At 54.6% G+C, this 12,722-nt stretch carries 11 protein-coding genes; 5 read left to right on the forward strand and 6 right to left on the reverse strand.

From position 1 onward, the window contains the following. The first annotated feature begins 17 nt into the window (after positions 1-17). Positions 18-1,880, forward strand: coding sequence for a polysaccharide deacetylase family protein (locus KJ970_09010; protein MBU2691056.1), 1,863 nt, complete (start codon positions 18-20; stop codon positions 1,878-1,880). Positions 1,881-1,982: 102 nt separating this feature from the next. Here the strand turns inward: KJ970_09010 and KJ970_09015 are convergent, their stop codons facing one another. Genes KJ970_09015 through KJ970_09025 form a run of 3 tightly spaced genes read right to left on the reverse strand, consistent with a single transcriptional unit; the run spans position 1,983 to position 3,496 of the window. Continuing rightward, the gene (locus KJ970_09015) at positions 1,983-2,360 is read right to left on the reverse strand and encodes a MotA/TolQ/ExbB proton channel family protein (GenBank protein MBU2691057.1); all 378 of its coding nucleotides are present in this window, start codon (positions 2,358-2,360) and stop codon (positions 1,983-1,985) included. Between the two features lie 39 nt (positions 2,361-2,399). After that, positions 2,400-3,164, reverse strand: a complete 765-nt coding sequence (locus tag KJ970_09020) for a hypothetical protein (protein MBU2691058.1) — start codon at positions 3,162-3,164, stop codon at positions 2,400-2,402. Further along, entirely contained in the window at positions 3,161-3,496 is a 336-nt protein-coding gene (locus tag KJ970_09025) for a PadR family transcriptional regulator (GenBank protein MBU2691059.1), read from the reverse strand. The genes KJ970_09020 and KJ970_09025 overlap by 4 nt, the downstream gene beginning before the upstream one ends. 266 nt (positions 3,497-3,762) lie before the next feature. Here KJ970_09025 and KJ970_09030 point away from each other — a divergent pair, with 266 nt between their 5' ends. Genes KJ970_09030 through yedF form a run of 4 tightly spaced genes read left to right on the forward strand, consistent with a single transcriptional unit; the run spans position 3,763 to position 6,833 of the window. Beyond that, entirely contained in the window at positions 3,763-4,884 is a 1,122-nt protein-coding gene (locus tag KJ970_09030; GenBank protein ID MBU2691060.1) for an alanine racemase, read from the forward strand. A gap of 35 nt (positions 4,885-4,919) precedes the next feature. Next, entirely contained in the window at positions 4,920-6,053 is a 1,134-nt protein-coding gene (locus KJ970_09035) for a beta-lactamase family protein (protein MBU2691061.1), read from the forward strand. Next, positions 6,050-6,427 carry a hypothetical protein gene (locus KJ970_09040; GenBank protein MBU2691062.1) on the forward strand — a complete coding sequence of 126 codons (378 nt, stop codon included), beginning with the start codon at positions 6,050-6,052 and terminating at the stop codon, positions 6,425-6,427. Before KJ970_09035 ends, KJ970_09040 begins: the two co-directional genes overlap by 4 nt. 28 nt (positions 6,428-6,455) lie before the next feature. After that, positions 6,456-6,833: a sulfurtransferase-like selenium metabolism protein YedF gene (gene yedF, locus KJ970_09045; GenBank protein ID MBU2691063.1), complete on the forward strand. Its 378-nt coding sequence runs from the start codon at positions 6,456-6,458 to the stop codon at positions 6,831-6,833. A gap of 69 nt (positions 6,834-6,902) precedes the next feature. On the opposite strand, the gene KJ970_09050 is transcribed toward yedF, so the two are convergent. The 3 genes from KJ970_09050 to KJ970_09060 form a co-directional block, all read right to left on the reverse strand. Continuing rightward, a complete protein-coding gene (locus KJ970_09050; GenBank protein MBU2691064.1) occupies positions 6,903-9,122 on the reverse strand; it encodes an Ig-like domain-containing protein in 2,220 nt (739 codons plus the stop codon). 151 nt (positions 9,123-9,273) lie between these two features. Next, positions 9,274-11,163 carry an alkaline phosphatase family protein gene (locus KJ970_09055; GenBank protein ID MBU2691065.1) on the reverse strand — a complete coding sequence of 630 codons (1,890 nt, stop codon included), beginning with the start codon at positions 11,161-11,163 and terminating at the stop codon, positions 9,274-9,276. A gap of 74 nt (positions 11,164-11,237) precedes the next feature. Beyond that, on the reverse strand, positions 11,238-12,704 hold the full coding sequence (locus KJ970_09060) for a DASS family sodium-coupled anion symporter (GenBank protein ID MBU2691066.1): 1,467 nt from the start codon (positions 12,702-12,704) through the stop codon (positions 11,238-11,240). Positions 12,705-12,722: the final 18 nt, after the last annotated feature.

Genomic DNA, 12,722 nt, shown 5'->3' on the forward strand with positions numbered 1-12,722 from the left:
AAAAAGGAGTGAATGATATGCCATCTCCTTTGGGAACCCGTCGGGTAACGAGACCGCGGATTACAAGAAGCCAGGTGCTTCTGGCGGGGCTTCTGATGGCCTTTCTGGCCGTTATCGCCACGATAGGGCTCCTTCGCATTTATCCTCCCGGGCCCATGCAACCGTCACTGAAGCCGGCGGAGAGCCCGGCGGCTTCAGAAATTGAAAACCTTGAAATTGTGATTTTGTCCACTGAGGCGAATCATTCCTATTTCAAATCGTTTGGAGGCGATGAGACGATCATCCTCCAGCCATGGCAGGATCTTTTCAGAAAGCTTGGTATCAGAAACCGATTGATCCCCTCACTGGATGATTGGCAGGGGGAAGTGCTTCTGCTTCCGCACGCTTTCTGCCTTTCCGATCAAGAGTGCCTGCAGATTGAGCAGGGGATCGAAGATGGGGAAGGCGTCATCTTCGCCGGCGCCGCCGGTGTCAGGAATCCCAATGGAAGCTGGCGTGGGTGGGATCGGATGAAATCACTTCTCGGATGCACAGAGATCCGGGAATTCGAGTTGCAAGAAACGTCATTTATTTATATATCGCCTGACGGCCCAATCGGTACACGGTCTTTGTCCGGATATAGAATCGCATTGGACAAGCGTCCCTCGCAATGGGGGATTACGGGACTGCCCTCCGCCGCAGTCTGGTCTAATTGGATGCGCGAACCAAATCCATACTCAAGCAAGCCTTTTTCAGCCGCCGCTGTTGGAGTGAAGGGAGCGGGCAGAATTGCGTGGGTCGGTTTTGATCCCGATCTCCCGACAGCGCAGGCCGATAATATCAAAACGTCTTTAACATTTTTGCGGGAGATGATTCTTTGGTGCTCCGGAACTCCTGTCTCTGAACCGGATCTCTGGCCGGGCGGAAAGAAGATGGCTTTGCTGGTGGTCACCGACACCGAGCATGAATTCGCCAATGCCCGGCATATCGATACTGTTCTCACATTCTATGGGATCCGCGGCGGCTTCATGTGCCTGAGTGATCTAGCCAAGAAGTATCCCGACATAGTCGAATCCCTTGCTGAGAGGCATGATATCGGCAGTCACAGTGATGATCATCAGCGATTTGACGGGCAGCCTTTCAAACAACAGATAGAACGCCTTCACCGCAGCTCGAAGGATCTCTCGCGTATAATTGGCCGGCCCATTCTCGGCTTTCGTCCGCCGCAAGAGGGATTCGATCAGGCGACCATCAAGGCCATGGCTCAAACAGGATTCCAATATCTCCTGGGGAGCGGAAACATCGCCAGTGCGATGCCAGAGATTCTTCCCGCACCGACAGCGGAGAATCCCAATGCCTTCGTTATCACTATTCCACGCGCCCAGCGGGATGATTACCAATTGCTTGAAAAGGAAGATGGTACTGAGATCGGTGTCCTTAAAAAGCTCCGGTTTGATTTTGAGAAGACCCGTTGTTTCAATGGGATTGATTATGTCAGCCTTCATACACAAGTCATGGGGAAGACCGAAAATATAGAGGATCTTGAACAATTCCTTGCGTCGATTCCGCTCGAGGAACTTTGGATCAGCGGGCCCGATGGCTTGGCGAAATGGTGGATCCAAAGGCATGGCGTAAAAACATCGATACGGCGCGGGAATGATGAGTTTGCTCTCTTTATTGAGAATGGGGCTTCAGATGTTGTGGAGGGTCTCTGCGTGTGGGTCTGCCTGCCGGGAAACCCTGATCACCTCCAGGTAGAGGGAGAGATCAAGAATCTCCAGGGCCCCGACCCCCGCGGCGCCTATCGGATTGATTGCGGAACGATTCAATCCCGAGAAATGAGAATCATTCGATTGAAATCAGGATCGGGGGATTGGGCTTCGATGACAGAATTACCATGAGTCCTGATGGCGCTAACTCCAGAGGAAAGTATGCAAAGAGCCTGGCGGCCGAATGGGCCGCCGGGCTCTTGACCACTTTAGATGCAATTTCCGAAGCACAACCTAAATCTCGAGTTTCCTTCGCCTTCGCTCTTCATGATTCTGCAGCACAAACCAGATAATGGCCGAAAAGAAGAGAAGATGGAGTCCCCAAAGCGTTGTGCCGAGACTCTCCCTATATCCCTGAGCCATGATATTCGGCGAAACCTCCCTAGCTCTCATAATGGCGCCCATCGCATTGTAGAGTCCCTGGCACTGGCCGAGAATCCCCAGAATGGCGCTGATCGCGCCCCAGAAGAGGATGGCATGATGCCCGGTACCGGGAGCCCCCTTCTTTAAGAAGGTACAGTAGATCCGCCAGAGTGACAGGAAGATCAGGGTGATCGTGAGGGCCAGGAGAGGCCATGCATAAACGCCGCATTCCATAAAAAACTTCGACATAAAAGACCTCCAATAGTGACCGCGTTAGAATACGCTTTGTTAAATTCCATTTGGAGTTTGCCACCCCAATAAGCCATCGGCTTCGGCGCGTACGATACGGGTGACACTGCTTGATAGAAGAAACCAAATAAGCCCCGTTATGACGGCCGCGAACAGGCAGACAATCCCGGCGGCTGCGCTCTGCCGCACGGCTTCAGCCATTCCGGTGCCCGACGGTTTTATATATAGAGTCATGAATAGGTATGAGGCGGTCAGCGTCACAAGAAAGGCGATGACCCCCACAAAGGCGTTGAGTCCGGCCATAACCAGTAAAGGCGTCAGGCCTGAATGCAGGTTGCGGACCCTGTAGTCCTTCTTGATGAAAAGAGTGTAAATTTTCTTAAGCATCAGATAGATCGTTGCGGTAGAGGTTCCCAGAACCGGCCAGACCATGGGACCGGCATCGGCGAAGGGCCGGGCGGTCAGTAAAATATGTCCGGTGGTCACACCCATAAACAGAAGCAGAATAATCAGTGTGGTTTGTTCCCAGCGGGATTGGGCTTGAGACGATAAGCGATCCAGGAATCTCTTGATCGGTGATTGATGAACCTCGATCAGGTCGGCGAGGGCTTCATCGGAAATATTGAGTATCCCGGCGACCCGCTCTTCGGCCTCCCGCTCGGATAAGCCGCTCTCCCTGTAATGACGGTGCAACTCTTCCATGTCGGCGGCGATCTCAAGAATGATTCTCGACTTCACCGGTTGCGGCAAATCCAGGCGTTCATGTATCCGCCGGAGATGTTCGGCGTATCGATATTCCGTCATTTCTCCTCCACAATGTTAAAGAAAATTTCGAAAAAGCCCCGCCAGGCTTCCCGCAGAAGCCGGGCTTCTTTCTGCCCTTTGGAGGTCAATGAGTAACTCTTGCGCTGTCTCTTCCCGTCGCCCGGTGTCCAAGATCCTTTGATCAGTCCGTCTTTTTCCAGTTTGTGCAGGATGGGGTAGAGGGTTCCGTGATTGAATCGGAAATGGCCCCGGCTCTTTTCCTCGATTTCCAGGGCCAGTTGATAACCGTGCCGGGGGCCGGATGACAAAATGGCCAGGAGTAGAATTTCATTGCAGCTCTTCGTCAGGTTTTGGATCTCGAGCGCGGACACTGGGAAATCCTCCCCATGAGTACTTATATATAGTCTCTATATATCGACTATCTATATAATCGCCCCAGCCTCCATATCTGTCAAGCGGGGGCCGTGACTTTTTTTCAAATGGGCCGACCGTGGGGCGCCTTTTAATCTCAAGGTACGCAAAAAGATACGCCGGGCCTTGTCAGTCCCCTCGATTCCGGGAACAATTCCCTCTGACCGTGTTAGGAAGGGGGGCGTCCCAAGATCTTGGAGGTCAACAAAATCCAGGGGGTCTGTGAATGAGCGGTTCAGCGCATCGTTTTATCGGTTTTCCCATCCAACGGCCGACCCTTCTCCTCGATGAAGCGCGGGCGAAGCGGAATATCGCCCGGATGGTGGAGAAGGCCCGCCGCGCCGGCGTGCATTTGAGACCGCATTTCAAGACGCATCAATCGGTGGAAATCGGTGCGTGGTTCAAAGCCATGGGCGTTGAATCGATCACTGTCTCTTCGGTTGAGATGGCCGAGGCTTTCGCTGAGGCCGGCTGGACCGATATCACCATTGCCTTCCCGGTCAATCTTCCGCAGCTCGATTCCATCCGGACCTTGGCTTCAGAGATTGATCTCGGACTTCTCGTCGATGCCGAGGCATCGGCGATCGCGCTATCCGAGATCCCCTCTTCTGGGCTCAATGTCTGGATCAAAATTGATGCGGGTTATGGCCGGGCGGGTGTCCCCTGGGATGACACTGAAAAGATCGCCGTCATCGCAGGCATTCTGCGGCGATCTCCGAAAACGCATTTCGAGGGTATCCTGACTCACAGCGGCCACAGTTATCATCAGAGGTCCCGTGATGGAGTTCTGGCCATTCATACAGAATCGGCGAATCGAATGAAATCGGTTAAGACAGCGCTGTTGGAGCGGGGCCATACCGGGTGCAAAATTTCGATCGGCGACACGCCGACCAGTGTGCTTGCGGATGATTTTTCAGGAATCGATGAAATCCGGCCCGGCAATTTTGTCTTCTATGATCTTATGCAGCGGGCCATCGGTTCTTGCGGTGATGATGAGATCGCGGTCGCCGTTGCCTGTCCCGTTGTCGGAAAGTATCGACATCGCCGCCAGATTCTCATCTATGGCGGTGCGGTGCATCTTTCCAAAGAGCACCTTTTGGTAGATAATGAACAAGATATCTTCGGTTGCCTCTCTTTGATCCCTGCTGAATCGCTTGGATCTCCCGATTGGCGGGCGCCGTTGGTCTCCCTTTCACAAGAACATGGATTGGTGGAAGTAACAGAGGAAATTTTCAATGATCTGTCAATCGGCGATGTTGTTCTTGTACTACCGGTCCACTCATGTCTGACCTGTGACCTCCATAGGGAATACTGGACGCTGGGTGGAGCCCGAATATCGAGGATATAATCACACGGAAACCGGGAACGCTCTCCGGAGGATTTATGAAACGCATTGTTTCAGGTCTCCTAAGACCCGTTTGTATTGTCTTGTTGTTATCAGCGGCCGCGATGTCCTGTCCGGCCCAGGCTGACCTATCGACCGACTCCAAGGATTCGTATGCTCGGGCGATAAGTCAGAGCCGGGAAGCGATCCGGAAGATGATGGAATCTTCCGGTGTCCCTGGTGTGAGTGTGGCGGTTTTCATCGATGATCGTGAAATTTGGTCCGAACCGTTTGGATTTTCGGATATCGAACAAAAAATTCCGGTGACAAAAGAGACCAAGTTTGGTATCGGCAGCATCTCAAAGGTGCTGACGACGGCTCTTTGCGCCCGGCTGGTCGATGAGGGGAAACTGGATTGGGATGCTCCAATCGAAAAATATCTGCCCGGTTTTGAGCATGGGGGTCACGGGATCTCGATCCGGCAGATCGCATCTCATCTGAGCGGCCTGCCCACTGGTTTTGATAAGGAATATATGTATACCACTCGGCACTTCGAGACGACGCAAGAGGTGCTGGATCTTTATCTTCAACAACCGCTGGAAGATATCCCGGGAGAGCGGGTTCTCTACGCAACGACCTCTTATACCGTTATCGCCGCCGTTATTGAGAGTGTCCTGAAGAAGAACTTCCTGAGCTGCATGGATGAATTCCTGCTGCAGCCCTTGAAGCTGACCCATACGGTGCCGAATGACAGGCTGAAGGAGATACCAAACTGCACAGAGTTCTATGTGGGCAATCGGAAAAAGGAAATATCCAAGGCCGACTTCCATGATCCGAGCTATAAATGGGCCGGCGCCGGCTATCTATCCACCGCTGATGATATGGCCCGCTTCGGATCGGCGCTTCTGAACTCAGACTATCTCCGGCCTGAAACGGTGCAAGATATCTTCAACCGCCAATTGACCAATGAGGGGGGACTGACCCGCTATGCCATTGGATGGGAGATAGGAACCGCTGAGAAGGGGAAAAAGATCCTCATAAAATCGGGCGGCGGCCCCGGGATTTCTTCTTATCTCGCCGTTTATCCCGAGGAGGGCATGGTGGTGGCCATCCTCTCGAATATGTCAAAGGCGCCGGTAAGCGGGCGGCTCTTCAAGCAGATCTCTGATGCTTTTCTGGAAGCAAAAGAATGAGTGAGGCGCCGAGCCGATACATTGGGGAAACGATCGAAGTCGGCTTTGACAAGAAACCTGAGTTTGAGAAGAAGCCCGGATGTCCCAAACGATTTATCTGGCGCAGCCGTCCGTATGAAATTGCGGCATTGTTAAAGGAATGGCATGACTACAGGCGCAGGGATCGAATGGCCCACAATATGCGCCCTAGTCACGCCGCGGCGGCCGAGAGCCGCGGGTCGTGGGGTGTCGGGCGGGATTATTTCCGGGTGCGGACCGCATCAGATCGAATTTTTGATATCTATTTCGACCGGGCGCCAAGGGGCACGGCGCAGCGCAAAGGGATCTGGCGGCTATTCCGTGAAGTTTTTAATGAAGAGGAAGAATGTCCATGACGCATCTTGAAAAGGAGAAAGGCAGTTTATGACCGGACAAGCGAAATCAAACGGTGTAACCGGAGCCGATGCGGCCGTCCTCGCCATATCGAGTGATACAATGGGCCGGGGCGACGAGGCATTGGGCGCGATTCTGATCCGCAGTTTCTTCCATACGGTGGGCGAAGCGGAACAGGATCCCGGCGCTGTTATCTTCTACAACACAGGCGTCAAGCTGGTCATCGAGGGATCCCCGATTCTCGATGATCTTCAAAAACTCGCCGGCAGAGGAGTCAAGATATTGGCGTGCGGCACCTGTCTTGGACATTTTGGCCTCAAAGAAAAAATCGTCGTGGGGGAGATATCCAACATGTATGCGATCACCGAGATACTGATGGGACCCGGGAAGGTTGTAAACCTAGGATAGATCTTCATTCTGGGCTAAAGGTCATGTTCCCCGCGCCTTGTGCTAACGATCCCTTGGACAGACGGCGTTCTATCTCTCCAATACGATCTTTTGAACGGCTTGTTGATCCCCCGATTGGCAGCGGCAGAAGTATATTCCCGATGCCATCTCATGGCCGGCGATGTCCCGTCCGCTCCACTGTACAACGTGGCCGCCCGGCGGAAGCATCTCATCGAGAAGGGTATTCACGAGGCGGCCCCGGACATCATAGAGAGCTATCCGGGCCCGGCCCGCCTTTGGGATGTTGAAGACGATGGAGGTCATGCTGTTAAAGGGGTTTGGAGCGGCTCCGGCAATGAAGAGTCTCGACGCGGCGGCTCCATCCACCGGCGCATCGCTGGCGCCCGTTGCGGTCTCGAAATACCAGAGCGCCGCCGTCGCCAAGGGGCGGTCTTCGATATCAAGCGCTCCGCGCTCAACCTCAACTGTATAGATTGTCTCGGCCTGCAAAAATTCACCGGGACGGTATTTCAGATGCTGATTCGAATCACTCCACTCCCATGTGCCGCCGGGACCCGGCTCCGGTGAGATGACAATGGCCGCTTCGGTCGATGACGAGTCCATCGATTTGTTGAAGTAAATATCAATTGTCGCGTGAAGCGGGACCTCATCCCCAATGGGAGAGAAATCGATCACCAACGGCTCGTCGGAACATTTTACCGCATCCCTCCAGAGAAGATCGACAAGCAGCGTCCGGTCGACTCCATACCCCGCCCACTGATAAAATTCGTAGGAAGAGGAGTCACCGGGAGCGAGGTTTCCGAAGCGTTTTTCAAAAAAGAGGTTTTCCATGTCGGCGCAGGAGCCCGAAGGATAGATCGGGTATTCACCGGTGAAGTTCCCCAAGGGGGGATTGCAGAGGAAGTAGCTATAGGTCGGCATAAACTCGGTGGTGCGGTCGGGAAGAATAACGCCGATCGAATAGAATGAGGTGCGATCGTAGGCGGCAAACCAATTGCCGTCGATTTCCGCCGCGGTCATTCCAGCCTCACCACTGTATGCGCCGGTATCATTAGGAAGCAGGCCCCGATCATCCTCCTCCCGATCCGATCCCGCGGCGCTTCCATAAAGCCACTGTTCCCGTCCCCAGACAAAATCAAAATCGTGGGCCACGGCGTCGATGTTTCGAATGACATAGCGATGGCGGAACATCCGGCTGTCGTTGTAAAATTGCACGGTCTTCGTTACCGCAACCTTATTACGGAGTCCGTAGAGCCCTCCTGAGGACATTTTAAATGTCAACGATTCCAAATCGCCGGAGAGCAGCCAAGAGAGGGCATCTCCGGTCCATTTGATATTGCTGGGATAAGTTCCTGTTCCGTCGTTATAAGCGCTGTGGTCGAGATGCACGGCAACCCGCTCCATGCAATCAACCGTATGGGGCTCGCCGGTTTCAAGATCAGTGACGTGCAGATCGACAACACAGCCCGGCCCATGCGGCGAGGAATAGTCCGACCCGAGGATTCCCGTGTGGATATATTGATTCCAAATGAGATAGCCGTTGCGGAAGTCCCTTAAGCCCATATCTCCTGTGTGATAGCGATCAATGAGGGTTCCGGCCAGGCCGCTCGGGGCGTCAAATTCGATGGTCACGCGGGCGACCGACGCTAATGTCATATCACAAATGAATTCGATGATATTATCTTGAACCGAGATACTTGAAACACCCTCGCCCTGGACGATCACATTCTCGATGCTGTTCGCTTTCGGCAGAATCGGGATCCGGATCAGAGCGTCATTGACGGCTGAGGAACGAATGAGGCCGAAATCGCTTATTGTATGATGCCACCCCGCACCCAAACCATTCGATTCCACGGCAAACCCTGTATAGGAATCGTAGGCATCCTGCCCGGCGCCGGTCGTGATGCCGGTCCACCGTCGCACGGTATAAAGAGAGAAGAAGGGAGAGAGGCCGCTGCCACCGGAAGCATCGCGATAGGCCGTGACGTTCAGCTGATAATTACCGGTGGGGCGCGCCTCACCGGTGATACCCCCCACATGAAAGAATCCGGTATATGTGCCGTCTCCCGAAGTCAGATCCGGTGGAACACCGTCATCGAATAAATGATCACGGACAGCTGGATTGACGATTCCCATCACGACCACTGAATCACAGTCGGTGACGGGCAATCCGTCGAGTGTGACATCGGCGTTGATAAGGATATTACCGAACCAGGAATAGGAAGATTTATCGATGCTGATATCCAATGAAAATAGATCCTGTCGAAGATCCGCCGCATGCGCTGTCATGGCAACGAGGAGGGGCGCAAGAAGAGCGGTGATTATGTATAAGAACCGGTTCAGATTTTCATCCCCCCTCTGGATGCACAAGCCCTTGTAATTCTATCACAAATTCTTGGTGAATTGGAGGGGGCATTGTCCGGATGTGCTGAACGAGTCTTTACGAACCGATATAGCCTAGTGAGCGGAGCCTTTCCAGCATTTCGCCGTCCACGCCGGAGGGCCGCTCTGGATCATCCGGAACCGGCCGCAGGCCGTAGCTGGGGATTGCCACCGGCGGATGCCGCTCCGCATGGCCGGGTTCAATTATTTCAAGGACAGGACGCCCGCCCAGATCATTCGCCAGCGGGAGGCCCATGAGATACATGCAGGTCGCGGCGGCATCGGCCAGACTATACCGATTCTCTGAAATAGCTCCAGACTGTACATTGGCGCCGCTGACAATCAGCCAGCCATCCTCGTTTTCCTCTTTCCAGCCGGGAAGGATGAGGATGATCTTGATGGCTCCCTGATCCCCGGCTGCTTGTCCCCGGTATGTCAGGAGATCCGTCAGGGGCTCTGAAATGAAATCGATATACGCATTCAATTCCCGGTTGAACGGTGACTCCCACTCCTCGATTTTGCCCTTGGACAGGACCCGCTTCATGACATCCGGTCCCGGCAGATAGAGCATGAGTAGATCCGGATCGAGTTTTCTTTGAAGATAGGCGGAGGCGGCGGCGTAGAGATGGTCGGATGTATAGAGCGTAGAGGATAATTCCGGAGAAACAGATTCCGGCGCTGCTTTCATTAAGGGCGCCAATTCAAAGAGCAGACTTGCCGGGTAGGTTTCACCCGCCAGTTGATGGGCGCCGGATGGATCCCATGCCGGAGCCGCCGGAGAATCGGCATCCGGCGAAGAGTCCCCGCGCTCCTGTATGAGCTGTTGAAGCTTGAGAAAGGCATGATCGGTAATCATTGCGCCGCGGATCTGATCGGCCGGCCAGGTGGCCCACCATCCCGCCACAACATTCGATCGCCCCACCTCATCCTCCAGATCCCACAATGCCTTGGATTGGCGCATATGGCTTCTGATGGCCAGACTCTGCGTCAATCGAAAGAAGGGAAGGACATGATTAAAAGCCTCATAGAGCCCGACCTGGCCGGGCCTGACAATCAAGGGCGTCCGCAAACCGCGGAGCGTCTCTATTTTATAATCGGCGATTCCGTGGCGCTGATAACTTTCTCCAGTCGCCAAACTTGTCCATTGAATCGGCGGGATAAGGCCGGTTCCCGGATCGAGACGGACCCAGGCGCCGGTCTCAAGCACATTGTTAAATCCGGGGATATCCTTCCGGGCGCGTAATTCCTGCAGGCGGGCCCGGGTCATCCCGTCAATCCCCACAATCACCAGGGGGCGGCCGCTGGGATCGACCTGCGTCATATCGAGTTTAACATTGTCTGTTGTTCCGGGTGATGTTGTCGCCCGGAGAACGAGCATGAAGAGAATGACGGCGAAGGCAAAATATCCAAGAATGAAAAAGGCCTTCTTCCAGTCTCCTTTGCGGGCCTTGTGGGGTTTTTTCCAATAAACGATGAGAATATACATGGCATAGGTGAAAATCCGGCTGAGGATGAGACTGGCACCCAGAACCAGGGCGTAGATCGGCAAGGCGCGGACGCTGATCAGGACCTCTCGTGAGGCGCCGCCGACGCCGTTCCAACGGCACCAGAAGATCCCGTAGACGGCGACCAGAAGGAAAAAGAACAAACCCATGGCGAAGGCCGCCGTTTTTGTATCGCTGAGTCGTTTCTTTTGAAAGAGAAAATAGATCGTTTTTAGTAGGGCGCCGGAGAGCCCGATCCCCAGCGCCAGGATGCTGTAGACACCCAACAGGGTTGTCGAGAGAAGGACCAGATCTTGAAAGGATCCAAGGAAACCCGGGTGAAGGACAAGCGTTGTCGCGATCATGAGAGAGCCGACGGCGCCGCCGCCGATGATGCCGATGGAGATTCCGATGAGGATGTTGCTTCTTAGCTCTTGGGCAAGATCGCTCCAGGTATTTCTCATCCGTTACATGTCCTGCTTTCGGGAAGATTCAGATCCGGTCCGGCTTCCGTTCAGACTCGTCTAATTCAGCCCCATTAATTCAGACCGACCAGGGGCCAAAAGTAACGCACCCAAAGCAGTATGACCGTCCAGGAAACCAGGTGCAAGATGACCCCGGGAAGCAGCAGGTCGCTTACTTTCAATTGCTTGGAAGAGAAGATGATGGCGATAGGCGGAGCGCCCATCGGGAAGATGTAGACGAGTCCCGCGGCGACGGCGATGAGGTAGGCCAGATGGCGGGCGGGAAGTCCTAAGGGCGTGGCAAAACCGATAGCGAGAGGTAGTAAAAAGGCGACAACGGCGGCGCTCGACATCCCCTCGGTGAGGATGGCGGCAAGAACGACCAGTACGGCGACCAGAACGAGGGTCGGCGCCCCCCAGGGCAGTATGGATGAGGCGATCCATTCTGCGGCGCCTGTTTCCGACAGGGCGGTTCCCAGCGCGATGGCCCCGCCGTACATGAGAATGATTCCCCAGTTGACGTATTCCTCGGTATCGGCCCAATTGACCAGCCGGAAGACAAAGAGAGCCACGGAAGCGAGGATGGCTGTTGTTGAGAGATCCACCATGCCGCTGAGAAAAATCCAGCAAAGGACGGTGAGGAGAAAGATCATCGCAATCCCCTTTTCCCGCCGGCTGATCGGCCCCAGCCCCGCCAGCCGCTCCGAGAGTTTCCGGCAAGCTTGGGAGACATCGGGGCGATCCCCGCTGAAAAAGATGAAAAGGATCGCAATGGAAACAGGAATCATGGCGACGGTGACCGGAAAGACAACGCGGGTCCATTCAATAAAGGAGATCTCTTCACCGGAGAGGCGCCGCAGAATCCCGAGCGCCAGGGGGGCTCTCGCACCGCCGAGAAGGGTCCCCGTCCCGCCGACAACGGCGCCCCATCCCAACGCAATGAGAAGCCCCTTGCCGTAACGGCTCCCGCCCGATTTCTCACCGACGGCCCGGCTGATTTCTAAAACAACAGGGATGAGAACGGCGGCGACCGCATGTTCAGAAATAATCAGGGAGAGGCTCCAGGCGATGAGAAAGACACCGGCCAGCAGGAGCCGCGGAGAGCGGCCGAAACGCATCAGGATGAAGAGCGCGAGACGCTGGGAGAGCCCCGACTTCATGATGGCGGCGGCGAGAATGAAGGAGCCGAGGATAAAAAAGATCGCCGTATTTCCGAAAAGGGCAAAGGCCTCCGTCGCCGTAAAGACGTGGAATAAAGAAAGAAGCGAGATGGCAAGGAGACCGGTTACAGCGAAGGGGATGGCGGCAGTGATCCAGAGGCCGAAACAGGTGACGAAAATCGCGATGGCCCGGAAGCCTTCCTGCGACAATCCTTTCGGCGGCGGGAGGGCCAGGAAGATCAGGAGGGTGACGAGCGCCAGTTGCAGAATGATGGTGTTCCAGGAACTTTCCCAGAGGAATGTGTAAGCCCCGCCGAGCGGTTTAACACCGTGCGATGGCTTCCCTTCCGGGTCTTGTTCCAGGGATGGTTTATCGCGCATCCGCCCTCACCCCTTGTA

Source organism: Candidatus Eisenbacteria bacterium (assembly GCA_018831195.1).
GTDB lineage: Bacteria > Eisenbacteria > RBG-16-71-46 > CAIMUX01 > JAHJDP01 > JAHJDP01.

Excerpts from the sequence above, each read along its gene's own strand:
- KJ970_09010 (MBU2691056.1), top strand. The coding sequence starts at position 18 with ATGCCATCTCCTTTGGGAACCCGTCGGGTAACGAGACCGCGGATTACA.
- KJ970_09015 (MBU2691057.1), bottom strand. The coding sequence starts at position 2,360 with ATGTCGAAGTTTTTTATGGAATGCGGCGTTTATGCATGGCCTCTCCTG.
- KJ970_09020 (MBU2691058.1), bottom strand. The coding sequence starts at position 3,164 with ATGACGGAATATCGATACGCCGAACATCTCCGGCGGATACATGAACGC.
- KJ970_09030 (MBU2691060.1), top strand. The coding sequence starts at position 3,763 with ATGAGCGGTTCAGCGCATCGTTTTATCGGTTTTCCCATCCAACGGCCG.
- KJ970_09035 (MBU2691061.1), top strand. The coding sequence starts at position 4,920 with ATGAAACGCATTGTTTCAGGTCTCCTAAGACCCGTTTGTATTGTCTTG.
- KJ970_09040 (MBU2691062.1), top strand. The coding sequence starts at position 6,050 with ATGAGTGAGGCGCCGAGCCGATACATTGGGGAAACGATCGAAGTCGGC.
- yedF (MBU2691063.1), top strand. The coding sequence starts at position 6,456 with ATGACCGGACAAGCGAAATCAAACGGTGTAACCGGAGCCGATGCGGCC.
- KJ970_09050 (MBU2691064.1), bottom strand. The coding sequence starts at position 9,122 with ATGACAGCGCATGCGGCGGATCTTCGACAGGATCTATTTTCATTGGAT.
- KJ970_09055 (MBU2691065.1), bottom strand. The coding sequence starts at position 11,163 with ATGAGAAATACCTGGAGCGATCTTGCCCAAGAGCTAAGAAGCAACATC.
- KJ970_09060 (MBU2691066.1), bottom strand. The coding sequence starts at position 12,704 with ATGCGCGATAAACCATCCCTGGAACAAGACCCGGAAGGGAAGCCATCG.